The organism is Paraburkholderia panacisoli (assembly GCF_008369935.1).
In the GTDB taxonomy this organism is placed as follows: Bacteria; Pseudomonadota; Gammaproteobacteria; order Burkholderiales; family Burkholderiaceae; genus Paraburkholderia; species Paraburkholderia panacisoli.
The window spans coordinates 75,222-100,246 of record NZ_VTUZ01000030.1 but is presented as its reverse complement, the minus strand read 5'-3'; the positions used below and the strand labels follow the sequence as shown (position 1 = coordinate 100,246).

Annotated in this window: 18 protein-coding genes and 2 pseudogenes; 9 read left to right on the top strand and 11 right to left on the bottom strand. The window is 57.9% G+C overall.

Annotated features, from left to right (window positions below):
* Positions 1–303 precede the first annotated feature (303 nt).
* The 4 genes and pseudogenes from FVF58_RS33780 to FVF58_RS33770 all read right to left on the bottom strand — a co-directional run bounded on the left by FVF58_RS33780 (position 304) and on the right by FVF58_RS33770 (position 5,009).
* Positions 304–1,155, bottom strand: a complete 852-nt coding sequence (locus tag FVF58_RS33780) for a 3-hydroxybutyryl-CoA dehydrogenase (RefSeq protein ID WP_149674082.1) — start codon at positions 1,153–1,155, stop codon at positions 304–306.
* A 152-nt stretch (positions 1,156–1,307) separates the two neighbouring features.
* Positions 1,308–1,528: pseudogene (locus FVF58_RS53220) on the bottom strand (thiolase family protein); the annotation flags it as partial.
* The gene (locus FVF58_RS33775; RefSeq protein ID WP_149674081.1) at positions 1,528–3,192 is read right to left on the bottom strand and encodes an electron transfer flavoprotein-ubiquinone oxidoreductase; all 1,665 of its coding nucleotides are present in this window, start codon (positions 3,190–3,192) and stop codon (positions 1,528–1,530) included. The pseudogene FVF58_RS53220 and the gene FVF58_RS33775, both read right to left, overlap by 1 nt.
* 26 nt (positions 3,193–3,218) lie before the next feature.
* The gene (locus FVF58_RS33770; protein WP_149674080.1) at positions 3,219–5,009 is read right to left on the bottom strand and encodes an acyl-CoA dehydrogenase; all 1,791 of its coding nucleotides are present in this window, start codon (positions 5,007–5,009) and stop codon (positions 3,219–3,221) included.
* Between the two features lie 557 nt (positions 5,010–5,566).
* On the opposite strand from FVF58_RS33770, the pseudogene FVF58_RS33765 reads away from it, so the two are divergent.
* Together FVF58_RS33765 and FVF58_RS33760 are read left to right on the top strand one after the other, a co-directional pair.
* A pseudogene (locus tag FVF58_RS33765) lies at positions 5,567–6,246 on the top strand (IS607 family transposase).
* Positions 6,243–7,772: a transposase gene (locus FVF58_RS33760; protein WP_246217279.1), complete on the top strand. Its 1,530-nt coding sequence runs from the start codon at positions 6,243–6,245 to the stop codon at positions 7,770–7,772. Before FVF58_RS33765 ends, FVF58_RS33760 begins: the two are co-directional and overlap by 4 nt.
* A gap of 129 nt (positions 7,773–7,901) precedes the next feature.
* Here FVF58_RS33760 and FVF58_RS33755 read toward each other — a convergent pair whose 3' ends face one another.
* Complete coding sequence (locus FVF58_RS33755) at positions 7,902–8,483, bottom strand: TetR/AcrR family transcriptional regulator (RefSeq protein WP_149674078.1); 582 nt, start codon at positions 8,481–8,483, stop codon at positions 7,902–7,904.
* Positions 8,484–9,543: 1,060 nt separating this feature from the next.
* Here FVF58_RS33755 and FVF58_RS33750 point away from each other — a divergent pair.
* The 4 genes from FVF58_RS33750 to FVF58_RS54505 all read left to right on the top strand — a co-directional run bounded on the left by FVF58_RS33750 (position 9,544) and on the right by FVF58_RS54505 (position 13,755).
* On the top strand, positions 9,544–10,551 hold the full coding sequence (locus FVF58_RS33750) for a LysR family transcriptional regulator (RefSeq protein ID WP_149674101.1): 1,008 nt from the start codon (positions 9,544–9,546) through the stop codon (positions 10,549–10,551).
* Positions 10,552–11,072: 521 nt separating this feature from the next.
* Positions 11,073–11,891 (top strand): alpha/beta hydrolase, encoded by an 819-nt coding sequence (locus FVF58_RS33745; protein ID WP_149674077.1) that lies wholly within the window; start codon positions 11,073–11,075, stop codon positions 11,889–11,891.
* Positions 11,892–12,649: 758 nt separating this feature from the next.
* Positions 12,650–13,435 carry a TIGR03571 family LLM class oxidoreductase gene (locus FVF58_RS33740; RefSeq protein ID WP_246217278.1) on the top strand — a complete coding sequence of 262 codons (786 nt, stop codon included), beginning with the start codon at positions 12,650–12,652 and terminating at the stop codon, positions 13,433–13,435.
* 62 nt (positions 13,436–13,497) lie between these two features.
* The gene (locus FVF58_RS54505; protein ID WP_149674100.1) at positions 13,498–13,755 is read left to right on the top strand and encodes an AMP-binding enzyme; all 258 of its coding nucleotides are present in this window, start codon (positions 13,498–13,500) and stop codon (positions 13,753–13,755) included.
* Positions 13,756–13,779: 24 nt separating this feature from the next.
* Here FVF58_RS54505 and FVF58_RS33730 read toward each other — a convergent pair whose 3' ends face one another.
* The gene (locus FVF58_RS33730) at positions 13,780–16,038 is read right to left on the bottom strand and encodes a bifunctional diguanylate cyclase/phosphodiesterase (RefSeq protein ID WP_246217277.1); all 2,259 of its coding nucleotides are present in this window, start codon (positions 16,036–16,038) and stop codon (positions 13,780–13,782) included.
* A gap of 39 nt (positions 16,039–16,077) precedes the next feature.
* Here FVF58_RS33730 and FVF58_RS53215 point away from each other — a divergent pair, with 39 nt between their 5' ends.
* Entirely contained in the window at positions 16,078–16,956 is an 879-nt protein-coding gene (locus FVF58_RS53215; protein ID WP_246217276.1) for a hypothetical protein, read from the top strand.
* Positions 16,957–17,440: 484 nt separating this feature from the next.
* Here the strand turns inward: FVF58_RS53215 and FVF58_RS33725 are convergent, their stop codons facing one another.
* The 3 genes from FVF58_RS33725 to egtB all read right to left on the bottom strand — a co-directional run bounded on the left by FVF58_RS33725 (position 17,441) and on the right by egtB (position 22,168).
* Positions 17,441–18,103: a gamma-glutamylcyclotransferase gene (locus FVF58_RS33725; protein ID WP_149674075.1), complete on the bottom strand. Its 663-nt coding sequence runs from the start codon at positions 18,101–18,103 to the stop codon at positions 17,441–17,443.
* Between the two features lie 476 nt (positions 18,104–18,579).
* Entirely contained in the window at positions 18,580–19,836 is a 1,257-nt protein-coding gene (gene icd, locus FVF58_RS33720; protein ID WP_149674074.1) for an NADP-dependent isocitrate dehydrogenase, read from the bottom strand.
* A gap of 181 nt (positions 19,837–20,017) precedes the next feature.
* Positions 20,018–22,168, bottom strand: coding sequence for an ergothioneine biosynthesis protein EgtB (gene egtB, locus FVF58_RS33715; protein WP_149674073.1), 2,151 nt, complete (start codon positions 22,166–22,168; stop codon positions 20,018–20,020).
* A gap of 300 nt (positions 22,169–22,468) precedes the next feature.
* On the opposite strand from egtB, the gene gcvA reads away from it, so the two are divergent.
* Positions 22,469–23,518 (top strand): transcriptional regulator GcvA, encoded by a 1,050-nt coding sequence (gene gcvA / locus FVF58_RS33710; protein ID WP_342802422.1) that lies wholly within the window; start codon positions 22,469–22,471, stop codon positions 23,516–23,518.
* Between the two features lie 285 nt (positions 23,519–23,803).
* Here gcvA and FVF58_RS33705 read toward each other — a convergent pair whose 3' ends face one another.
* A complete protein-coding gene (locus FVF58_RS33705; protein WP_149674072.1) occupies positions 23,804–24,010 on the bottom strand; it encodes a hypothetical protein in 207 nt (68 codons plus the stop codon).
* Between the two features lie 242 nt (positions 24,011–24,252).
* Between FVF58_RS33705 and FVF58_RS33700 the strand changes: the two genes are divergently transcribed.
* Positions 24,253–24,486 (top strand): hypothetical protein, encoded by a 234-nt coding sequence (locus FVF58_RS33700; protein ID WP_149674071.1) that lies wholly within the window; start codon positions 24,253–24,255, stop codon positions 24,484–24,486.
* Between the two features lie 79 nt (positions 24,487–24,565).
* Here FVF58_RS33700 and FVF58_RS33695 read toward each other — a convergent pair whose 3' ends face one another.
* Positions 24,566–24,922, bottom strand: coding sequence for a hypothetical protein (locus tag FVF58_RS33695; RefSeq protein WP_149674070.1), 357 nt, complete (start codon positions 24,920–24,922; stop codon positions 24,566–24,568).
* Positions 24,923–25,025 lie beyond the last annotated feature (103 nt).

Sequence of the window (25,025 nt, the reverse complement as noted above, 5' to 3'; positions counted from 1 at the left end):
GATCTATACGGGCATCGCATGCTGAAATCATTGCTCACGATAGTGACAGGTCGTGTGATGTACCCAAAGGCTCTTACCTGGGCCGCTGCGATGCCCGCGTAGTCGTTGATGCCGAGTCGGAGGTGTCGCTGATAGCCGTGGTTGCTGTGCGATCACTTCACCGCCAGGTAGGACCCAAAGCGACCGCTGATCATAAGCAAACTGATCGTTTTTGATGGCAGGCATGCAGCTTTCGCTCGATGGCGTTCAAGCCTTCATCGCGAACTACGTTGAACTGTAGACGCAGGTGCGATCGTCCGAATTCTAACCGTATGTGTAGACGCCTTTGCCAGTTTTGCGTCCCAAGTGTCCCGCGCTAACCAGTTCCCGCAAGAGGCGGCATGCGCGGTATTTCGGGTCTCCAAAGTCGCGTGCAAGGACGTCGAGAATCGCTAGGCATACGTCTAATCCGATAAGGTCCGCCAATGCAAGCGGGCCGATCGGGTGACTCGCACCGGACCGCATGCCCGCGTCGATTTCCTCCACACTCGCGATACCCTCGGCCAGTAGGAAGAATGCTTCGTTGATCATCGGAAGGAGAATGCGGTTTACCACAAAACCTGGCGAATTTCTTACAACAATCGGCGTCTTGCCCAGCTTCGTCGTTAGCTCTCGAACCTTCTCGGTTGTAGTCGCGCTTGTCTGCAGGCCCTGGATGATTTCTACGAGCGGTAACAGCGGTACCGGATTAAAAAAATGCATACCGATGAAACGGGCTGGATCGGACAGCGCTGCACCGAGAGCAGTGATTGAGATTGACGATGTGTTTGTCGCGATTACAGTGTGGGTTCCCACGACAGCCTCAATTTTTCCCAGTAGTGTGATCTTCGTATCGACATTCTCGGTCACGGCTTCGATGACGATGTCTGCGGACGCGAGGCTCTTGTAGTCTGTCGACGTAGAAATTCGTGCTAGCGCTAGCTGTGCCGCGCCGGCGTCGAGCTTGCCCTTTGCGACAAATTTCTCCAGGCTACGGCTGGCAGACTCCACCCCTTCTTGCAACGCTTTTTCACTGATGTCGACCATGACTGCATCCAGGCCGGCCATTGCCGCGGCTTGTGCAATGCCATTCCCCATCGTGCCGGCACCGAGGATACCGACTGTTTTGATCGTCATATGTCACTCCTGTATTGAATTGCCCTGGAACGCCGGGCCTCTCACTGTAGATTCTCGAAGACGGCGGCGATGCCTTGCCCGCCACCGATGCACGCGGTCACGGGCGAAAAGCGGCCGCTGATACGGCGCAATTCGTAAATCGCCTTGACGGTGACATGTCCGAATACGGCATGACCAACTTCGTTTCCGCTGATACCGGTACGCGTTATCGATTCGCGTACGATCAGTGCACCCAGAGACGTGGAGGGACGTCTTTCAAAGTGCCGCCGAAGGTTCCGATTGCTGTCCGGGCTCCAGAAACGATCATGATTTCTCGTTTCGCGGGTGTGGTCCTCCCAATTGACGAACGCCCTGGAATGGCGAGGTGACTCATTACATATTCGGATAGTTCGGACCGCCGCCACCCTCAGGCGTCACCCAGACGATGTTCTGGGTCGGGTCCTTGATATCGCAGGTCTTGCAATGCACGCAGTTCTGCGCGTTGATCACGAGACGTTCGCTGCCGTCATCGTTCTTCACGAATTCATACACCGCTGCGGGGCAGTAGCGTGACTCCGGACCGGCATAGGTCTGCCAGTTCACATTCACCGGCACTGAAGGGTCTTTCAGTGTCAGGTGAGCCGGCTGATTCTCTTCGTGATTGGTGTTCGAGATGAACACGGAAGACAAACGGTCGAACGTCAGCTTTCCATCCGGCTTCGGATACGTGATGTGCTTGCACTGCGATGCAGGTTTCAGCATCTCGTGATCGGAATGCTGGTGATGCAGCGTCCAGGGCACGTTGCCGCCCAGCAGCTTCTGCTCGACGCCCACCATCAGCGTGCCCAGGTACAGGCCCTTGCTCATCCACTGCTTGAAATTGCGCGCGCGATGCAGTTCGGTGTGCAGCCACGAAGTCTTGAAGCTCTCCGGATAGGCGGTGAGCTCGTCGTTCTGACGGCCTGCCTGCACCGCGTCGAACGCGGCTTCCGCGGCCAGCATGCCGGTCTTGATCGCCGCATGCGAACCCTTGATGCGCGAGGCGTTCAGGAAGCCCGCGTCGTCGCCCACCAGCGCGCCACCCGGGAACACGAGCTTCGGCAGCGACATCAGGCCGCCCGCCGTGATCGCCCGCGCGCCGTACGACAGGCGCTTGCCGCCTTCCAGAATCGCGCGGATTGCCGGATGCGTTTTATAGCGCTGGAATTCCTCGAACGGCGACAAGTACGGGTTCGTGTACGCGAGGCCGACGACAAAGCCCACCACCACCTGGTTGTTGTCCATGTGATAGAGGAACGAGCCGCCGTAGGTGTCCGATTCGAGCGGCCAGCCGGCCGTGTGCATCACCAGACCCGGCTTGTGCTTCGCCGGATCGATTTCCCACAGTTCCTTGATGCCGATGCCGTAGACCTGCGGATCGACGCCTTCGCGCAGCTTGAACTTATCGTTCAGCTGGCGGCCCAGATGCCCGCGCGCGCCTTCGCAGAACAGCGTGTACTTCGCATGCAGTTCCATGCCGAGCTGGAAGTTCTCGGTCGGCTCGCCGTCCTTGCCGATACCCAGGTTGCCGGTCGCGACGCCTTTCACGGAACCGTCGTCGTTGTACAACACTTCGGCGGCCGGAAAACCCGGGAAAATCTCGACGCCGAGCGCTTCGGCCTGCTGGCCGAGCCAGCGCGTGACGTTCGCGAGGCTGATCACGTAGTTGCCGTGATTCTTGAAATTGTCCGGCAACGCCCAGACCGGCACGCTCTTCGAGCCGGTTTCGGTCAGGAAGAGGAAGCGGTCTTCGGTCACGTCCACCGTCAGCGGCGCGCCTTTTTCTTTCCAGTCCGGGATCAGTTCGGTGATGGCGCGCGGATCCATCACCGCGCCCGACAGGATATGAGCCCCGATCTCCGAGCCTTTTTCCAGTACGCACACGCCAAGCTCGACGCCTTTTTCCGCCGCCAGCTGCTTCAGGCGGATCGCTGCGGACAGGCCAGCCGGGCCGCCGCCGACGATCACGACGTCGTATTCCATCGACTCGCGTGGACCGTACTGTTCGATGAGTCTCATATGGGATGAGTTTTCAGTGCTTTCCATCAGAACTGATCTTCAGCGAGAGCCAGTACGCCTTCATTTCCCTTCCCACTGACGATCGACGTTTCAAGCGCGGCGGCCTGCGGAAGCACATGCTCAGCGTAGAACTGTGCCGTTGCGATCTTGGCACCGTAGAACGACGGGTCTTCCTCGCGTTTTTCTGCCGCTGCCAACAGCGCACGTGCCATCTGCCAACCGCCCAGGATGAGTCCAGTGAGCTTCAGATAAGGCACGCTGCCCGCGAACACTGCATTTGGGTCGCGCTTGATATTGGCGATGACAAACTCCACAGCCGCCTCCAGTGAGCGATGTCCTTGCGCCAGTTGTTTTTGCATCGATTCGAACGCTGCCCCCTGATGGCGACCGAGCGTTTCGACCGTCTTTGCGATGCCAACCAGCAGGTACTTCGCAACGGCGCCACCGTCGCGCACCGTCTTGCGGCCAATCAGGTCGTTCGCCTGAATGGCGGTTGTGCCTTCGTAGATCGGCAGGATGCGCGCGTCGCGATAATACTGCGCGGCTCCTGTTTCTTCCATGAAGCCCATGCCACCATGCACCTGCACGCCAAGACTGGTCACATCGATTGACAGTTCCGTGCTCCAACCCTTGACGATCGGCACCAGGAATTCGTAGATCGCCTGATGCTCGGCGCGCGTCGCTTCATTTGGATGGTGATGGCCTATGTCGCAATGTGCTGCGGCTACATATGCCAACGCACGCGACGCCTCGGTCAAGCTGCGCATCGTTGCGAGCATGCGGCGCACATCCGGGTGGTGGATGATCGCGACCGGCTGTTTTGCAGAACTGCCGACGGGGCGGCTTTGCACGCGCTCTTTCGCATAGGCGGCCGCTTTCTGGTACGAACGATCTGATATTGCGACACCCTGTACGCCCACCGCGAAGCGAGCTGCGTTCATCATGATGAACATGTACTCGAGGCCGCGGTTCTCTTCGCCAATCAGATGGCCGATTGCGCCGCCATGATCGCCGAACTGCATCACAGCGGTTGCGCTCGCCTTGATGCCCAGCTTGTGTTCGAGCGACACGCAATGCACGTCGTTGCGTGCGCCCAGCGAGCCATCATCATTGACAAGAAACTTTGACACCACGAAAAGTGAAATGCCCTTAACGCCCTCGGGAGCATTTGGCGTGCGCGCCAGCACGAAATGGACGATGTTTTTCGCCATGTCGTGTTCGCCCCAGGAGATGAATATTTTTGTGCCAAACAGCTTGAATGAACCGTCGGCCTGCGGCTCGGCGCGCGTGCGCACCAACGCAAGATCGGAGCCTGCCTGCGGCTCGGTGAGGATCATCGTCCCGGTCCATTCACCGGAGATCAGCCTCGGCACGTACGCCTGTTTCTGCACTTCGCTGCCGGCAGTCAGCAGCGCTTCGATCGCGCCGTCGGTTAATAACGGACACAGCGCGAACGAGAGGTTTGAAGCGTTGAGCATTTCAAGGCAAGAGGTTGCTATCAGCTTCGGCAGGCCCTGACCATCGTACTCGACCGGATGCTGCACACCTTGCCAACCGCCTTCGGCAAACTGCCGGAAAGCCTCCTTGAAGCCTGGCGTTGCGGTAACGACGCCGTCCTTCCAACTGCTGGGATTGCGGTCGCCTTCAACGTTCAGCGGCGCCAGCACTTCGCCGCACAGTTTCGCCGATTCTTCGAGGATGGCCTGAGCGGTGTCGAAATTGGCGTCTTCGAAACCCGGCAGCGTAGTGATCTCTTCGAGATCCGCCAGTTCCTGCATCACGAACAGCATGTCCTTGATGGGCGCGGTATAGCTCATCGCGCGTCTCCTTCACATTTTGCGAGTGGTTGACTGTCATGCTCGACCAGGCTGGGGGGCAGGGCGGGGGTGAGACAGGGCGGTCAAAGAGCTGATCGTAGCCTTCGCGACTTTTACGGACAATGTCCAAATCTGCCCTTTCAATGACAAAACTTGCCAATTAAGAATGTTGTGTCCCAACACCGTTACCTGTTAATTCGACCAGACGCTGGCGTATACCTCCAGGCATAACATGGTCGTGCCGCGAGGCGGGGAGATGCCGCACGTTCGTGCGACGACCGATTCCGTACCGGTTCCCGACGCATCAAGACCGTGACGAAAGAACTTACCTGGAAGTGACATTGACAGAATCTGTGTGGTCGTGATGGTTGCCGTCGTTGCTTCGGAAAGCGGCACAGCACTATGAGGGAGCAGCGTCATGGCGCGCCGCGTCGCGGGTTTGTAGCAGTAAGTGCTGGGTCTGCTCAAACCTGATCATCGCGTTTAAAACCGGGTCCTACGCCCTAATGCCGTTCAGTCGCTTAACTGAACGGCATTAAGTTCTACACCGATACGGGATGCGACACTTATCAATCGGCGAAGCGGCAGACCAGCTGGGCGTGGCAGTGGGCACACTGCGGCGCTGGCACCGGCAGGGGCGACTCGCGCCGGCGGGGCGCACTGTTGGCGGACATCGACGTTATCTGCACGACGCGCTGCGTTCGGGTCTGGGTGCTACGCCTGCACCAGTGGGCAAAACCGTCTGCTACGCCCGTGTCTCTTCGCATGACCAGGCTGAACAGCTGAAGACGCAGGCGGCACGGCTCGGAAAGCATTGCGTCGACGCCGGCTTCGCGGGTGTCGAAGTCGTGACCGACCTGGGCAGCGGTCTGAACTACCGCAAGAAGGGGCTGCAGCGACTGTTGCAGGACATTTTGCGTGGGCGGGTCGCCCGTCCGGTGCTGGTGACAAAGGGCCGGTTGCTTCGCTTTGGTAGCGAACTGCTGTTTCGCATCTGCGAATTCTTTCACGTTGAAGTTGTTGTCCTCGACGCAGCGGCTGCCGTCTCCCGGGAACAGCAACTGACCGAAGACCTAGTCGAGATACTGACAGTCTTCTCATCGCGCCTGACGGCTCGCGCAGCCGCAAGAATCTGCGGGCTGGGCGCCTGATGCAGGCGACGACCCAGACGCGCCTGCGCTGCCGGCTTCCGATGCGCAACTGCTCGAGCGGATCGCCGGCCTGTACGGCTCGATGAAACGCAAGCTGTACGCGCGTATTGCAGCCCACGGCGGTAAGGCGAAGTCACACAAGACGACGTTCTGCCGGGAGCACGGCATCTCCGCACGCTTGTTCAATGCGATGGCGATTGAGCTGCAGGGCCTCATCGACGGCACGCGCGAGCTGCTCGGCGACGAACGCAGAAGTCTGGAGAAAGGTATCCGCCGACAGGCGGCACAACTCAGCGCCCGGCGCCAGCAGATTGCGCAAATCGATGCGGACCGTCTGCGCATGAAGCCCGGGCGCGAAGCGAAACTACACCGAACGGCCCATCAGAACGTCATGTCCCTGGTGCGCCTTGAATCGAAACTCAGGAAGATCGAGGCGCGGCTCGCTGCCAACGTGCCGGGTATCTGCTTTGGTACGCGCAAGCTGTTCGGGCAGCAGCACCATCTGGAGCTGGCCGGTTTCGACAGCCGCGAAGCGTTGTTGCGCGAATGGCAAGCCGGCCGTTCGTACCGGGTATTCTTTGTCGGATCAAAGGACGAAACGGCCGGCAACCAGCTGCGCCGGCTTCATGGAGCCGCCGATGGCACCTATACGCTGAAAATCCGGGTGCCGGACCGGCTGATCTCGCCCGGCGGTGACAGATACCTGCTCGTGGGCAACGTCACGTTCGGCTACGACCGCGAAGCGCTCGATGCGGCGCTGGAAGCGAATGTCACGCTGAGCTGGAGACTGCACCGCGACGAGCGCGGCTGGCGGGCATTCGTGTCGTTCAACCACGAGCCAGCGGAAAGGACCAAGCTGGATGCTGCGCACGGCGCCGTCGGGATCGACTTCAATGCCGACCACCTGGCGGTGACGGAGACCGATCCGTTGGGCAACCTGCTCAGGACAAGGCGGTTCCCACTTCTGAGGGAGGACGCGGGCACCGGGCAGCGCAACGCGGTGCTTTCTGACGCGTTGACTGCGGCGGTGGTCTGGGCGAAGGGCGCGCGCAAACCGGTCGTGGCCGAGGACCTGGACTTCACGGCAAAGAAGAAGGCAATGGCGCAACTCAGTCCGAAGGGAGCGCGCATGCTCTCGGGTCTGCTCTATGCAAAATACCGGCAACTGCTCGAGTCGAAATGCTTGCGGGCGGGTGTCGAACTGATCAGGATTGGTCCGGCCTACACGTCGACCATCGGTGCGGTGAAATACGCATCGCGACGTGGCTGGAGTGTGCATGCTGCTGCGGCGGGCGTGATCGCCCGTCGCGGGCAGAAGTTAACTGAACGTCTGCCAAGCGCCGGCACGGCTGTCCGTGTTCCGGTGCGGGGTGGTCATCACTCCCTCGAGCTACCTGCAAGGAAAGGCCGGGAATCGCGTGTGGCCGCCTGGCGCGGCGTTCATGCGGCGTACAGCGGTGTGATGCGCGAGCAGTGGCTCGCCACCCGGAGTGGTTCGCCGCGCCGGAGTGCGAAAGGTACCTTTGGTCGCGGCGGCAACGCCGCGCCCCTCAGCAGGGACAACCGTTTGCCCTGCAAAGACAATCTGCATGAGCAGATTTGTGCACGTTGAAACAAACGGCAAGAGGTTAGGCGAGTTCCGGGGACCAATAGCCCGGTTACGTGATCTGTTGCAGTGTGATGACGGTGAAGGAGTCGCGAGCCGGAGATCGGTCTGCCGGCTCGCAACGTGCCTTGTAGGTCAGCGTAGAATCACCGAGAACAAGATCTCTTTGAAGTTGACAACGGGAGTGGGATCTCGGTGCACTTTCGCCATCAAGAATGCGCCCTGCAGAGAAGCCACGATAAACGAGGCAAGTTCCTCGCAATTGGTGCCGGCACCAAGCTCGCGTGCTTTGACTGCCGCCGTCAGGCAATAGGCGACGCATTTTTCGATTTCTGCAAAAATCTCGACGATTCGCAGCCGTATAGATTCGCTGCTGTCGCCTGCCTCTATGGCGAAATTACCGAATAAGCATCCGTTGCGGGAATCGTTCCGGCTTATGTGCCTGATGCTTGCGTCCATATATTTGCGTAGCCTGAGCAGCGGAGCGAGTTCGTCATTGCACAGCGTCTCGCGAAGGTCAAGGCAAGCACCGGCAAAATACAAATCAATCACTTCCAAACCAAACGCTTCCTTAGACGCGAAATGGTTTGTGAACGATCCGTGTGGCACTCCCGCCGCCTGGACGATGTCCCGCACGCTTGCGCCATTGAAGCCGTGCTCATGGACGACACCCATGCCTTTGGCGAGGAGAGTATCTCTGTGTGACGGTCTGGACATGATGATGCTCGTGAATTATACGCTCGTACATATTATAGCGCAATCGAACGGACGTCCTGACGCCTCTTGGTTCTGCACCATTAAAGCGCAGCGGAAGTGGCGCCTGTCTCCGCCAAGATTTTGTGCAGCGCAGAGTCGTCTGGCGGGACAATCGCTCATTGCATGCAAGCAGTAACCTGTGAAGCAGTACGATCCTCCGCTTTTGTCGGGGCGGGCAATGCCGAATTTTTCTCGCCGGCGACGGCACAATCGATGACGGTGCAGCCTGCGGTCGAAAATCCAACCGCCTAGGCGGTTGGACACTCATAGCAAGCGTTTCCTGCCGCCGCGCACTATCGGTTGATCGCCGCCTGCCAGCCCGCGTCTAGGGGTCGAGGCGTAAGCCTTATGAGAATTCGGCAGGTCCGATCTGGCCGCACGAACAACGAAGATGGACGACCGATCACTTGGCTGACTGATCTGGTCGGTCTCGTAGGAGCTCGTTCGTTCTGCTTGCGAAGTTAGCCAGCTGCGTCAGCAGAGGAGGACGCGTCAGCGTCCAACCTGCGGTCTTCGGCGATTTGCGTCCACAGAGTCGGGCAGGGGCTCCCGTGTTGGTGGGGAGACTTCAAAACCGCCATAACACGGGCCCTGCGAATGCCTCTCTTCCTGTGCCAACAAAATCAATATGATCGTACATATGGTAAGTGGGAGGCCGCTGTCAATCGCACAGATCAGACGGTGAGTGAGTTTGCCTGCATTGATTATCCACGGACGATGCGCATCGATTATTGACCTTGAGAAAAATTCATGTTCCAATATGTACAGACATAGTGCTTTTGCGATTGGCCGCGTTCCAATCTAGCGGATATCGTGCAGCCTCGCACGCGAGGCTTGGTCATGCACACTTTGTCCCACGTATCCAGTGACCGGCGTAGCAAGGTCACTGACAGCAGTGCACCAACCCTGCACGCGTTCGTCCGGCAAATTTGTTAGTGCGTACTACGCCCTCCTGCTGCGCTATTGTGCCGAAAGCCAAGATATTTCTGGTTTTGGCGACCCACTTGAGAGGTAGATGGATATGGATCGACTGCAGGCCATGAACGTCTTCACGAAGGTGGTCGAGACCAGCAGCTTCAGTCGGGCGGCCGGCGTGTTGGACTTACCGCGCGCTTCCGTTACGGTAATTATCCAGCAGCTTGAGGCACATCTAAGGGTGCGGTTGTTGCAGCGCACGACGCGCCGTCTGAATTTGACTCCCGATGGAGCGGCCTACTATGAACGCTGCGTAAGAATTCTTGCGGATATCGAAGAAACGGAGAGTTCGCTCGAGAATTCCGGAAAGGCGCCTAGAGGCAAATTGCGGGTAGACATGCCTGGGGCGCTGGGCAGAATGACCGTTATGCCCAGAATTCACGAGTTCCATACCCGCTACCCGGGCATCGATTTGATGCTGGGGTTTGGGGACAGGCCTGTTGACCTGATTGAGGAAGGTGTTGACTGCGTTATTCGTATCGGTACTCTCCAGGACTCCAGGCTTGTAGCTCGCCGCATTGGCGTATACCAAGGTGTAACCGTTGCGAGCCCTGACTATCTGAAGCGATGTGGCGTTCCAGAGTCAGTCGAAGATCTGGAACGTCATGTGGCCGTGAACTATTTCTGGGGGCGGACCGGCCGCATTATGGATTGGACCTTCGAGGTGGACGGTCGTCCGGTCAAGGTGAAGGTGAAAGGGCAGATCGCTGTCAACGATGCGGACGCATATGTCGAAGGCGGCCTTGAGGGAATCGGTATCATCCAGGCTGCCCGATTCATGGCGCTGCCGCATCTGAGGTCGGGAAGGTTAGTAGAAATCCTCTCGCAGTGGAAACCGCTACCTATGCCGATTTCCGTGATCTATCCGCACAATCGCCACCTCTCGCCAACGGTGCGGGTGTTTGTCGACTGGGTCGCTGACCTCTTCAGTGAATGTGAGCTGTTGTCCGGGCAGGGGGATTTGAAAGTGCATCGCAGTCCGACATTGCTCGCCAGCGTAGATGATTCGAACCGGCTGGACGCAGCGACCAACGCAGCAGCGCCCGTCACCTGAGACAAGGATGCGGGAGGCTGAGAGATCGTTGCTCAAATGCTGCTCGCTTGCGGTGCCGCAGCAGCGGTTTCGGCCGTGAAGTCGCGTGCCGACTCGGCCCCACCCCTGTGCGTGGACTCTCACAAAAGTCGAGAATGGATATTGAATCGCCGAATTGCGGTGGCTCCTTACGCTGAGGTGTGCGTGCGGCAGTGCGTCTATCAATCTTAGATTCGATCAACGACGGCTATGGTTTCGTCGCAGCACGTGGATGGGTGCGTAGCTGGCAGATGGGCGACGCTGACCGGATGAACAATCGACAGCATCCACTCGCAAGGTATTTCACGGCGAACACCTCCGTTTAATGCATCCGTCCCGGGCATACATCTCTGCGGGGGCGTTTTCTACGACGCCGTGCAAAAAAATATTGTTGGCCGGGAATGAATTGTGTTTCGTGCGGAATTGGATTTATCTATGTGCCTGCCGAGGCCAAAATGAGCGGATACCATTTAGGGGACTGCGCGAGGGCGTCGGCGCACAACATGGCAAAGCTTACTGAGTTGGGTCTCTGTGTCGAGGATGTGGCAATCACCGGCCATGCCCAACCTATTATCCTGCGTAGCTATCGGCCATCGCACAGCGGTTCCGCTCTTCCCCTGATCATCTATTTTCATGGAGGCTCGTTCACGGGTGGCACGTTGGATGACGGCGATGTCGCAGCGAAGGCCATTGCGCGTGGCACGCCGGCTTGGGTCGTTTCAGTCGGATATTCATTGGCACCCGAATACCCGTTTCCTCATGCGCCAGAAGATGGATGGCGCGCTCTTTTGTGGGCTTGGACGTGCGCGCGCGATCAGCGTGCCGATCCTCGGCGAATTGGCATTGCTGGCCACGATGCAGGCGGCAACCTGGCGACATCCGTAGCGGCAATGGCGCGAGATCGACACACGGCGCATATCAGCGCGCAAGCTCTGCTTGCGCCACTACTCGACCCGAGTATGACTCGTCTCGCCGAAGATCTCGAAGGGGACGCTCATTTCGACTTGGGAACGTGCGCGAGTTGCTACCGCGCATACCTCCCGACCGCGATGCAACGGCTACACCCGTATGCCGCGCCGCTCGAGTCTCGGCGATTGAGTGGGCTGCCGTCCGCGTTGATTGCAAGTGTGCACGGGGACAAATTGCACGTCGAAGCTGAGCGATACGCAAGTGAGCTGATTGCGGCAGGTGTCAATACCGAGGTCATACGATATCGAGATACAACGCGTAGAGAGATTGCTGGGCATCCTGCGGCACTCGAAGACGTGATTGGTTTTTTTCAAAAGAGACTGTCCAAGCGCCATTCAAGACGAGTCAGCTGACCTTCATGCTTTGGAACTCCATGCCCAATACGGGTGAACGTTGCTCGTATCGTCCCATCGCCCACTTCGGCGGTGCTACTCGGTCGTCGTCTGTCGGGCACGCACTTAAAGCGACGTTACTTGGGCAAAGTCAGGGGTGCAGAGGCAAGGCTGCTAAACATTAGGTTCCGGTTCCTGCGTGAGTAATACCGCGTCGGTGCGCTTGACGCCAATCGTGGAGTAGGTCACGGGCTCTACGACTCTCTGCGGTGAACTGGCGGTTGTCCACAAAACGTCGTAGTAAAGTTGACTGCGCCGATCCGGTCCGTTGGCCATTGAATTTTGCGTTGCGCCGTTGGCGGACAGTTTCACGCGACCATGGCGGATCTGCGGTCCTGGTTCATTCGGGCGCAGCCCGTCAATTGACGCGTGAGCACGAGCGTATATCCTCCTATCCTTTTTGCCCACTAGCGTAGGTTCTGTCGCGGATTAGGTACAGGCGCGTACATCGTCAATCATGTCGTGAGCTGCTGACCAGGCGCTGTGAGTGAAATTTAGACGTATGAGGCAAATTTATGAGTTCGCCGTCTGAAAGCAACAATCTGCTCCCAGCAGATTTATCCGAACATCCGGGCTACTCGAGGGTGTTTCAACCTGACACTCTGACTTTTGGCCTAATTACTCCAATAGAGGGATACGGACACTCTCCGAGCCCGACAATGGAAAATCACGTCGCGATTGCGAAGGCAGTGGACAAGTTGGGCTTCACGGCGATCTGATTGCGTGACGTTCCGCTCTTCGACCCGGGATTCAACGATGTGGGGCAGATCTTTGACCCGATCGCGTACGCAGGGTACCTTGCAGCACTAACAAGCGAGATTGTAATCGACACTGCAGGAATTGTTATGCCGCTGCGCGATCCTCTGACGATTGCGAAGCAGGCCACCAGTCTGGACCAATTGACGGGCGGCCGGTTTATTTTAGGCTTGTCCTCAGGCGACCGACCTATCGAGTATCCGATATTCGGTGTCAATTATCATGAGAGAGGCGCCCGTTACAGAGAGGCCCGAGAAATAATTCGGGTAGTAACTGAAGCGGATTTTCCGAGATACCACACCGAACATTTTGGGAGCTTGGAGGGACAGGTAAATCTTGTGCCGAAGCCCTTCGTGCGAAGGCTACCAACCGTCGCGATTGGGAGGGCGGGGCAACAAGTCGACTGGCTCGCTAGGGAAATGGATGGCTGGATCTGGCACGGCTGCGACCATTCGCAGGTCCCGAAGATCATCGAGACGTGGCGCAATTCACATGAGCAGCATTGCTTCAAACCATTCGGCTACGGAACGTATTTCGATTTGAGCGCTGACAAAGATGAGCCTATGATCTGTAGCGGCGTAATGATGCGAGGAGGTCGAAGATCGCTAATTGACTTCTGGAAACGACAACGCGATCAAGGTGTGTCTCACGTGGCCTTGAATCTAAGGACGTCGAGACGTCCTGCAATCGACGTCCTTCAAGAATTAGGCAAACATGTCTTGTCGCAGTTTCCGACTGTTTCCAGCTGACCAGAGTAACGGAGAGCTCGATGGATTGGTTGGGCTAATTATGCCGGGACTACGGCACCACACTGGCTACAGTCTTTGTCGTCCGGGGCGAACTGGTTACTGCGCTCGTGGTCCTTGAGGCTGGGCAGGATTTGACCGAGGCGGAGCTTATTGCACATTGTGGTGGACGCTTGGCCGGCTACAAATGCCCTAAACGTATTGAATTTCGTGATGAGCTTCCGCGAAATGCTACCGGGAAGTTGCAGAGATATCTGTCGCGTAAGCCATATTGGGAAAATCGTTCCCTCCGGGTCAATTGGGATGTGCGGCGCAGCACCTGAAGTGTTCCTGCGCCAGTTCAAGACTCAGGCTACCTTTCGCTCGTTCGACCAGGACCACAATTCTGCCGGCGACAGCGCTTTCGAGTACAGGAAGCCCTGTAGTTCATCGCAGCCGACGTCGCGCAGAATCTGCGCCTCTCGCTCGCTTTCGACACCTTCAGCGACCACCTGAAGGCCCAGCTCATGGCCCAACTCGATGATTGCCTTGATGATCGCGAGGTGGGCCGGCGCGTCCAGCATGTCGTGCACAAACGCGCGGTCGATTTTGAGCCGGTCAAGCGGAAAGCGGTTCAGGTAGCTTAGGCTCGAATAACCCGTGCCGAAATCATCGAGAGACAGCTTGACACCGAGGGCGCGAATCGCCCTGATCGCTTCCAGATAGTTCTCAGCGCTGTCCATAAGGACGGTTTCGGTGATTTCCAGTTCCAGGCCGCCCGGCGGCACCCGATGGGTCGCAAGGCTATCGCGCAGCGTCGCGAGCAGCCCCGGATCGCACAGCTGAATCGCCGACAGGTTGATCGAGACGCGAATGTCGAGCAAGTCTTGGGTTCGCCATTGGGCAATCTGACGGCAGGCTTCGTTGACCACCCACGCGCCGATTGGAATGATGAGACGAGTTTCTTCCGCGACCGGGATGAATTGCGACGGTGTGACAACACCCATCTGCGGGCTGTTCCATCGCAGCAACCCTTCGACAGAGCTCAGTGTACCGGTGCGGGCGTCGAGACAGGGCTGATACGCGAGTTGTAGCTCGTTCCGCTCGATCGCGGTGCGCAGACCTGCTTCGAGCGCCAGGCGATAACGCGTTTGCTCGGCCATATCCGGCGAAAAGAACTTGACCAGGTTGCGTCCGGCCGCCTTGGCCTGGTACATCGCCGCGTCGGCGTTCTGCATCAACGCTTCGATGTCCAGACCATCGTCCGGATACAGTGCAACGCCGACGCTGCAGGAAACCTGCAAAGTGACTCCGTTGATCTCGTGCGGTTCCCGCACAAGCGGTATCAGGCGTTCGTCGATAGTGCGTGCCACGTCCGCCGCATTCGTGATTCCATTCAGAATGACTGTGAACTCATCGCCGCCCAACCGGCTGACCGTATCGTTGCTGCGCACGGCTTGTAGCAGTCGTCGCGATACGGATCTCAGGAGCCCGTCGCCGATGTGGTGGCCGAGCGAGTCGTTGATGTTCTTGAAGCGGTCCAGGTCGAGAAATAGAACCGCGACACGTTGTCCGGTGAGTTGCGCGTTGGTTAGCACGACGCCAAGTCGTCTGGCAAATAGCGCACGATTGGGCAGCTCGGTGAGGACATCGTGTTCGGCAAGAAACTGAATACGGGCCTCGCTCTTCTTCCGGTCAGTGATGTCAACCAGTGTGCAGATGTAATGCGACACGTTTCCGCACTTATCCCGAACGGCGCTGATCATCAGCCACGTCGGATATTCTTCCCCCTCGCGTCGACGTACCTGCGCTTCCCCGTGCCACGTGCTTGAGAGGTCGACCCGCGCGATGACGTTTTCGATCACACTGTCGCTTTTTGGGCCAACTATAAAAGCCGGCGACTTGCCCACGACGTCGTCAGCACGATAGCCGGTCGCACGGTAGAACGAGGCGTTGGCGGTCACGAGCCGCTGGCTGTGGTCGAGTATCAGGATCGCTTCAGACGACGCCTCGAATACCTTGCCCCACAACTCAAGACGTTGCTCCATCAGCTTGATCTGGTTAATCGGCGTGAACGCAGTCAGCACCGCATCTCGTCCCTGGAAAATCAACCTCCTCGCCGACAGCATTGCCCACGTCGGCTCGCTGGTGGCTTTCCAGCGCACTTCAAACTCGTCGACCACTTCGCGATCCGATAGTTGCTGAAAGAAGCGGGCTCGAACCGCAGAGTCGAGTCCGAAGGCCCATGGATCGGTGGTGCAGCCATTCAACCAGTAGAGCGCAGCTTGGTTGGCATGGAGCACCTCATGGCCTGGAACGGCCGTGACCATCATCGGCACCGGCGTGGCTTCGACCAGTGCGAGCTGCGCAGCCGATGCGCGAGCTGTGGCGGCCAACTCCTTCTGCACATCCCTCTCGCGATCGAGTTGTTCCAGCATCTCGTTGAAGCCGCTTACTAGCTGGCCGATTTCGTCCTGGCTTTCCCAACTTGCGCGCAGTGAATGATCGCCGGTGCGACGGACAGTGTCCATCACGCGCGCAAGTTGACGCAACGGCCGCGAGATTTGCTGGGCGACGAAGTAAACCATGCCGAGTATGCTGCATAACAGGAAGAGCGCGGTGCCCATATGTAACCACATGCGCTGGAATAGTCCCCGCACTCGCGCGTGCAGCAAGTCGTCCAGCTGCTTGCCGGTGTTGGTCCATGCCTCCCGAACGTGGCTAACCAGCGTTTTCTGGGCGGCGTCGACGGTGTGCAATTGGTCTGGGTCGACCACGCCACTGTCCACTACGGCGCGCGCGGCATTGCGAAAGGTTTCAATCGATTGCCGCATCTGCTCGACCGATGGCCCGAGCGTCACATGAAGGCTTGGGTCGGCCGCAGTCGTTTCGGCGAAATCGGAGCGCAGGTCCTGAAGCACGGCGTCGAGTTGACCTTCCAGCACAAGATAGCGCGTGCGCACCTCGTCGTGCGTTCTCGAACGGTGCGGTGCGCTGTGCAGTTGCCGACTGATTCCGTTAACGGAATCGAGCAATGCCGGATAGCGCAGAATCGACAGCGACACCGAGTAATAGCTGTCGAGGTCCGGATCCAGAATCAGATTCGACTGGTTGCCCACGCGCGTGATAAGTTCGCGACACGCTTCAAGCGCTTCGCTCACGGCTGCAGGCGTGGGTTCCGATTGGTGCGCCAGCACCTGGAGTGCCGCACGCACGCGTCTGTTAGGCGCGGCACTCTCCATGTCGACGCCGTAAAGGCGTTCAGCATCGGCGAGACTAATCGCGGCGTGTCGCAGCGAGGCTGCGGAGGAGCGCTCGCCGGCGCCGGAGAGGGCGACGTCGACCAGCGCGTCGCGTACAGTGCTCACATAGGCATTGCCGACGATTTCCTTGTTCGAGAAATCGATGCCGATATATTTCTCATGTATCAGAATGCCGCTGATGTAAAGGACGGCGCTCAGATCCAGCAGATAGATGAGCAGGAGTTTTCGACCCACGCGAAGGCGTGCGAGAAACCGAAAGAAGAGATTGCGCTTCATAGGTAGGACGGCGTCCCATTGGGGGCTTGCGTCGGGACTTCAGGCACGCTGGCTGGCGGCGAATTGTGCCGCTTGTTATCAGGAGAGGTCTCACCAGCCCTCATCTCACACGCTGAATGGTCCACAGTCGAACTCCAACGAAGGAAAACGTAGAGCGGATTGCAGATCCGCGCATAATAGAAAACATCTCAACTATGCTCAATATCGGCGTGACAGACGCCTTCTTTAGCCTTCGCTTAATTTTCACAAAACCGGTGCGGTAGTGCGAGAGAGAAGGGAGGAGAACGCGTGCGTTGGCACGCATCATTCATCTTTCACGTTCACGTTTTAGAACTGCATACAGAGCTGTGGTATGCGAGCCTTGGCTTACCACTCGGACGGCTTGCCGCAATGAGCGTCATCGACGGGAGGGGCGGCGTTGCGGCGAATGGTCTTGGCGGAAAGCGTAACGTGCAAAATCTGCCGCGCATTAGAGCATAGCCCCGTGGAATCAGTTGCTGGTTGAGAGGCGGTCCAGTTCGATCGCAAGTTCGTCGATGTACGGATCTTTCATATCGCAGTTGAGCAATGCTGACTGTAACCGGCGAACATAGTCCACATTGCTCCCCATTAAGCCCGATGCCACTGCCACGAGCGGTGCAATGTGCAAAACCTGCGCATTTGATTCGTAGAACACGTGTGCCGGATTGGCGACAAAGGCCAGTGCTTTTAGTAACCGTCCGCTGTCAAGTGTGATGTCTGCCCAAATTGGCGTGTATGCGCCGGTTAACATCTCGCGGGTCCAGACGATCCGGAGTTCTTCATCCAGATTGGCCGCGAGAAGTCGCAGCGCGACCCCGCGAGTAGATCCTCCCGGTTCAAGCGACAGCATTCTTCCTGGTGTTTCCGTACTCCCTCGGCCGGCAATTACACGCAAGCAGAAGCTTCGATGCCATCCTTGCAGCGTGGCGATTTCCCGGGCGTCGTATTCGAACAGTGGATTCCAGATTAGCGACCCGTAACCGAATAGCCAAACCTCACCACTGGCCGGTCGGGACTTTAGCGCCTCACTCAGAGATTGGTTTATCTGCTCCTGGGTCCAGAGGACCTCGCTTAAACAGTCGGCAAAGGACCGGAGGTAGGTTCCGGACAGAATCGATTTTCTCGTCATCATTTCTGACCTCACTTTTCTGGATTTACGCCGTTCTACTAGAGCCCACACAACTAACCGTCAACTGCAGCATGCGACGTACAGGGGTTATCCGCCGTAGAGTAGGGATGCATGGACGTCATGGCGAACCGAAGCGCTTCGACAAGTCTCAAATCAAAAAAACTCCTGTCGCCAGAGCTTGTACGCAAGGATGAAACTGGACCTCAAGGAGCACGCGCGTTCAACTGAACCGCACCCCGCTCGACACTGTAATCCCGGCGACCCAACGTTTGAGTGTCCGTATCGGCCTTCTAGAACACTTTGTTTATCGAACACTCTATGCAAAGCGCGTGGCAGCGGCGGATAACCTGGCACATAGCATCGGCAGTTTGCTCTTCCAGTCAGTGATTCGAAGTGGCTATGCACATCCGTGCATAGCGTCAAAGCGCTGCACGGATTGGATTGCTTTCGCTCGGGTCCTCTTGCCCAATAAGGTGGTATTACATATTTCGGATCATGGTCTCGCCGAACCCCGAGCACGAAACTTGTGCCGCGCCTTGCATCAGCCGCGCGAAGTCATACGTAACCCGCTTCTGTAGGATTGATTCTTCCATCGACTTGATGATCAAATCGGCTGCTTCGGTCCAGCCGAGGTGGCGCAGCATCATCTCCGCCGAGAGGATTGCCGAACCCGGGTTCACGTAGTCTTTGCCCGCGTACTTTGGCGCAGTGCCGTGCGTGGCTTCGAACATGGCCACCGAATCCGACATGTTCGCTCCCGGCGCAATGCCGATACCGCCGACCTGTGCCGCCAGCGCGTCGGAAATGTAGTCACCGTTCAGGTTCAACGTGGCGATCACGTCATACTCGGATGGGCGCAGCAGAATCTGCTGCAGGAACGCGTCAGCGATCACGTCCTTCACCACGATGTCGCCGCCCGTCTTCGGGTTCTTGATCTTCATCCACGGGCCGCCATCAATCAGCTCAGCGCTGAATTCGTTTTGCGCCAACGAATAGCCGTAGTCACGGAATGCGCCTTCCGTGAACTTCATGATGTTGCCTTTGTGTACCAGCGTAACTGAGCGGCGATCGTGATCGATCGCGTATTGCATTGCCTTGCGCACCAGACGCTCCGTGCCTTCGCGCGACACCGGCTTGATGCCGATCCCCGAGGTTTCCGGGAAGCGGATCTTCTTCACACCCATTTCTTCGCGCAGGAACTTGATGACCTTCTTCGCCTGTTCCGACTCGGCAGCCCATTCGATGCCGGCGTAGATGTCTTCCGAGTTCTCGCGGAAGATCACCACGTTGGTCTTCTCGGGTTCACGCACCGGTGAAGGCACGCCCTTGAAGTATTGCACCGGGCGCAGGCAGACATACAGATCGAGATCCTGACGCAGCGCGACGTTCAGCGAACGGATACCGCCACCGACCGGCGTGGTGAGCGGCCCCTTGATCGAGACGACATATTCCTTTACCACCGCCAGCGTTTCTTCCGGGAGCCAGACGTCCGGGCCGTAAACCCTTGTTGCCTTCTGGCCCGCATAGACTTCCATCCAGTGGATTCGCTTCCTGCCCGCGTAGGCCTTCTCAACCGCCGCATCGACCACCTTGAGCATGACCGGCGTGATGTCGACACCCGTGCCGTCGCCTTCGATATACGAAACGATGGGCCGGTCAGGAACACTGAGCGAAAAATCGGCGTTAACGGTGATCTTGTCACCGTCGGTCGGAACCTTGATGTGCTGATACGGCATTGGGAACTCCGAAAGCGTTATGTGGGAGACGGCTCGCTTTGGTTCATTCTTCGAACGGCTCTGCGATCGGAATCCCTTCGCCGCGGAAGCGACGAAGGGGCTCGACGCTAGCTTGCGGCAGCGCGTAAGCGACTCAGCGTGCTTTGCGTGGCGTCTACCGAGCCTGATCTTAAAATTCGGCCTACATCAACACGAATACCCCGAACTCGGGTGCATCGCTGGTCCACGTTCGTCCGGCTGTCCAGCCGGCATCGGAGGCAAGGCTGGCGAAGGAGTCGGTGGTGAACTTGTGTGAGTTCTCAGTGTGCAAAAACTCGCCTTTTTTGAACGCGAACGTCCTGCCGGCCGCATTGACTACCTGGTCGACGCGACTGACCAGGTTCATTTCAATTCGAAGTTGCTCACGATTCCAGACGGCGAGATGGTCGAAGGCGTCCAGGTTGAAGTTGCCGAGGAGCTCGCGATTGATACGGGTCAGGAGGTTCTTGTTGAAACTGGCGGTGACACCTGCCGCGTCGTTGTAGGCGGCGAGGAGCGTGGCTTCGTCCTTGACCAGATCTGCGCCCACTATCATCAAGGCATCGTCTCCCAACAGGCGGCGGGCCGTTCGAAGAAACGTTACGGCCTGATCGCGCGTGAAATTGCCTATTGTCGACCCCGGAAAGAAGCCGACTTTGGGGCGACCCTGTGCGATCGACGGCAGCGTCATGGCGCGCGTGAAGTCGTCCACTGAAGGTGCGACGATCAGGTTAGGATAGTTTTGGTTAAGGCGCGCAACAGCTGCGGCCAGCGCATCGGCGCTAATGTCAATGGGGACGTAAGCGCTAATCTGCGGTGCCGAGTCGAGGATTAGTTGTGTTTTCTCGCTCGCTCCGCTGCCAAACTCGACCAATACAGTGTCCGACGGTATCAGGCCAACAATCTGGCCCATTATCTGTTGCAGCAGTGCGGTCTCAGCGCGTGTTGGATAGTACTCTGGCGTCCGGCAGATTTCTTCGAAAAGCGCCGAACCGGCAGCGTCGTAAAAGTATTTCGGCGACAGTGTCTTGTGTTTGACAGACAAGCCAGCAACCACTTCGGCGGCAAATCCCTCAAACCCAGCAAACGGACCCTTCACGTCGGATGCGTCGCGAGCCAGACGAACGCCGGAAAACATCCACCGCTGGTGCGGATAGAAGAAGTTTCGATAGGTATCGCGCGAGTGGCTCGCAGGTGTCACGCTTGCTCCGCCGCGCAGTACCATCTGGCTGGCCATGAATTTGCCGTTGTACTCTCCAACCGCATCAGCCGATGCGCGGAAACCGGGATACGGGCTATAGGCGCTTTGCGTCCATTGCCACGCTACGTCGTCCACCTGTTCCAGGAGACCGTTGCGCGCGCTGATTTCCCACTCTGCCTCGGTCGGCAAGCGTGCGCCGGCCCATTGTGCATACGCAGTAGCTTCGTAGTAGCTGATGTGCGTAACGGGGGCTGCCTCGACAATAGGGCGCATCCCCGCCAATGTCATACATGACCAACCTCCGTTCGCCCGTTCCCAGTAGAGTGGGGATTCCCACGACTCGGCTTGCGCCCGTGCCCATCCATCTGAAAGCCAAAGCTCCGGACGCCTGTAACCATCCGCGTTCATGAAAGCAAGCCACTCGCCATTGGTGACGAGGCGATCTGCTATCTCGAACGATTCGGTCCACACCCGGTGTTTTGGTCGCTCATTGTCAAAGGCGAATTCGGTTGGATCCGACGCGTTTCCAATCTCGGTCAAACCACCCTGAGCTCGCAGGAACCGGCCCGTTCGACCCGCAGAGTCGGGCGTCCAGCATAAGTCGTAAGGTGGTTTAAGTGGCGACTGTGCGAATAGATGCAAGACATCCATAAGCAACAATTCCTGGTGTTGTTCTTCGTGCGCGATTCCAAGGCGAACCAGGGATTCGACCTCCGGCGACAGGCCGGAGCGCAGCAACACGCGCATATGGCTATCGACATAGTGCCGATAGCTCATTACGTGTTCAACTGACGGGCGGGTCATTAGTCCGCGCTTGGGCCTAGGTTGCCGCGGTCCCAACGACTCATAGTACGAGTTGAAGAGATAGCCATAGATTGGATCGTAGACTTTATAGATTTCCGATCCATTCATGAGCAGAAATGTTTCGAAAAACCATGTCGTATGTGCCAGATGCCATTTCGCAGGACTCGCGTCCGGCATGGACTGAACCACCATATCTTCGTGTCCCAGCGTTGCGACGAGGCTCTCAGTTCGGCCGCGCAACTGCAGGTATTGCTGGAGTAAATCGTCGCGGCCGACGGGATTCAGCCGTTCACTAATGTTCGGATTCATGGAAAGATTTCCTGATGACGGGCGCAACGGAGAGCGGCGGGAGCCGCACTCCCGGTTACAGGAGAACGCAGCAGATGTGTCGCCGGTCGCCTTGCTCTAGTTGCTTTCAGTCCGGACGGAAAGGTAAAAAAAATAGGCACGGGCGAAGCCGTGCCTGCGACGAAACGGGCAGACAGGGAGGAGTACCCCAACCCTATCGGATGGTAGCCAGATTGGCTATCCGGATATAGTTGGGTCTGACGAAAACAGAACTCAGCCTAGACGAACAATGGGCGGCCCGTCACAGCGCGGGCTACGAAATTGTCCGAATGGGCCGGCATGGTATTCGATGTGATACTTTCTACCGTTCCGACCGGCAGAGCGAGGAAAACCTTGAGTCGAGGTTTCGGGGAACTCGCGGTCACCGTTGACTGGAACTCAAACATAACAACATATTATGAAATGACGCGGCTTCCACCTTTAAATCCTCTTCGCGCATTCGAGGCGGCAGCCCGTCTGAAGAGTATCCGCAAGGCTGCCGAAGAATTGTCTGTGACTTCCGGTGCTGTCAGCCGGCAGGTCCAGCTGCTCGAGGACCACCGTGGACTGAAGTTGTTCCGGCGTGAACCGCGGGCCGTCCTTCTAACGGCCGCAGGTGAGCAATACTTTTCTGCGATTACGGTACATTTTAGGGGGATCCGCGAAGCGACCGAGAAGCTCACTGGGGCGCGCGGCCCTGAAGTATTGAAGATCCGTGCCTACACCACGTTTGCCATGAAATTGCTTATCCCCCGTCTGTCGAGTTTCCAATCGCTCCACCCGCACATGGAAGTGAGGATCACTACTTCGCCGGAGGAGATGGATTTCGAACACGAGGATATCGATGGCGCGATTCGCCTCGGCGACGGTAAATGGCCTAATTATGAAATGGACAGACTTGTTGACAATGAACTGTCCCCTATGTGTACACCAAGCTATCGGGATCGCATGAACTTTCGAAGCGGAGCGGATTTAAAGAATCTGTCGCTGCTGCATTCCCTTGCGCGCCCGGATGATTGGATGCTCTGGTTGAAGGCCGCCGGGTTGGATGGAATCGACCCTTATGCCGGACAGAAATATTCGAGTTCCGTGCTGGCCTACCAGGCAGCACTTGAAGGGCAGGGTGTCGTGATGGCGCAACGGGTCCTGGTCGCGGACGACCTTGCGGCTGGGCGATTGATCGAGCCGCTTGACCCCGTGCTCGATCGAGGAGAGTTCACCTATTACCTGGTGTACCCAAGGGATCGCTCACACAACCCAGCTTTCCGTCAATTCAGGGCCTGGCTGATAGAGCAGGCACAGACCCCGTCGTCACAAATGATACGGGATTGATTCGCACGTAGGTGGCAGATGCTTGCAGATTCGATCCCGATCCCGACGCATTCAATGGCCGGTGATTCGCGCATCACTACAACGCAAGCGCCCAGGTCTGGTTGTCTGCCGTCCTCGGTGTCCATGTCATCACCGCAGCTCACTAACTACGCTTCGGTCCTCGGCGCTCCGATACGCGGCATCGGCGAACGCATTGTCCCATCCTTGCGATGGGCCATTGCGGCGGCCGCCGCGTGGATATTCGTCCTTACGTCGATGGCAGTTAGCATCTGACCGCGCTGCGTCTCATGCATTCTTTGTCTTGCGCGTTTCCCGATTGCGCACACCGCATTCTGCTTCATGGAATTCAACGCCGAAGCCGCGATGGTGCTTGCCGCGGTCATCGGAAGACGCAGGCTGTTCGGTCAGCAGCATCACCTCGCGCTGGCGGGGTTCAGGGACCACGATGCGTGGCTGCTTGCCTGGCAGGAGAGCCGCTCGCATCAGGTCCATTTTTGTCCGTTCGAAGGACGAGACGGCGGGAAACCAGCTTTGCCAGCTGCGGCAAACGGCAGATGGTCATTACCAGTTCAAGGTCCGTGTGCCCGATTGCCTGCGTAACAGGGGACCGGAAACATCTCGTCATCAACGGCGTGACATTCAACCACGACCGTGCAGCGCTGGATGAGGCACTGGCTGCGAATGCCGCCCTGAGCTGCCGTCTGCACTGGGACGGACGGCACTGGCGCGCCTTTGTGTCTTTCGATCACGCGCCGGCGCGCCGCGTCACGCTGGACGCGCAGTACGGCGTAGTCGGAATCGACTCCAATGCCGATCATCTGGCGGTCACGGAGACCGACCCGTCTGGCAACGTGCGCCGTACGCAACGCTTTGCGCTGCTTCGCGAAGACGCCACGTCGGGGAGCGCGAGGCTGTGCTATTTCGTTCTGTACGAAAAGGTGGTTTTGGGAAATGTTCGCCGGCCCTAGTAGACCGTCTGTTTTTTCAGCAATAGCACGCCAGCCGTCAATTCGATCTGTAGAATCGCGCATCAATCCCTAGGCCAGTTCAGTGGGTGGGCTGCTTGAGTGATATGTTGTTGCCTGTCTCAGCGACTTTCTTAATCAATTGCACGGCGACCGATCCATTGGCAGTTGTTGTCTCGGCTATGCTCTTCTCTGTGTCTAGCAGTCGCTCGACCAGCAAGCCATCGGAAGCCGGTGCGATGTGCCCGGCGTACGAGGCGTCGATCATGGGGCAGTTAGCTGCATCTTCATTGCCAATGCGCTTGACGTGGCGCGCAAACGCCGGAGCTCCGCACACAGCAGGTTTACTGAACGTTTCACAATTGCCACGATTTCCCTTCTGGAAGACATCGTGGATGTCCGGATACGTCCGCGTCAGTTTCAACCTCCGCAGGATCATTGCGGTCCTTGCGTTGACCGAACTGTGCAGTACGATCGGGTCGGCGAGTATACGAAATTCAGCACCTCACCGATCGATGTCGGTCGCCTGTGCTTGCGCTTAC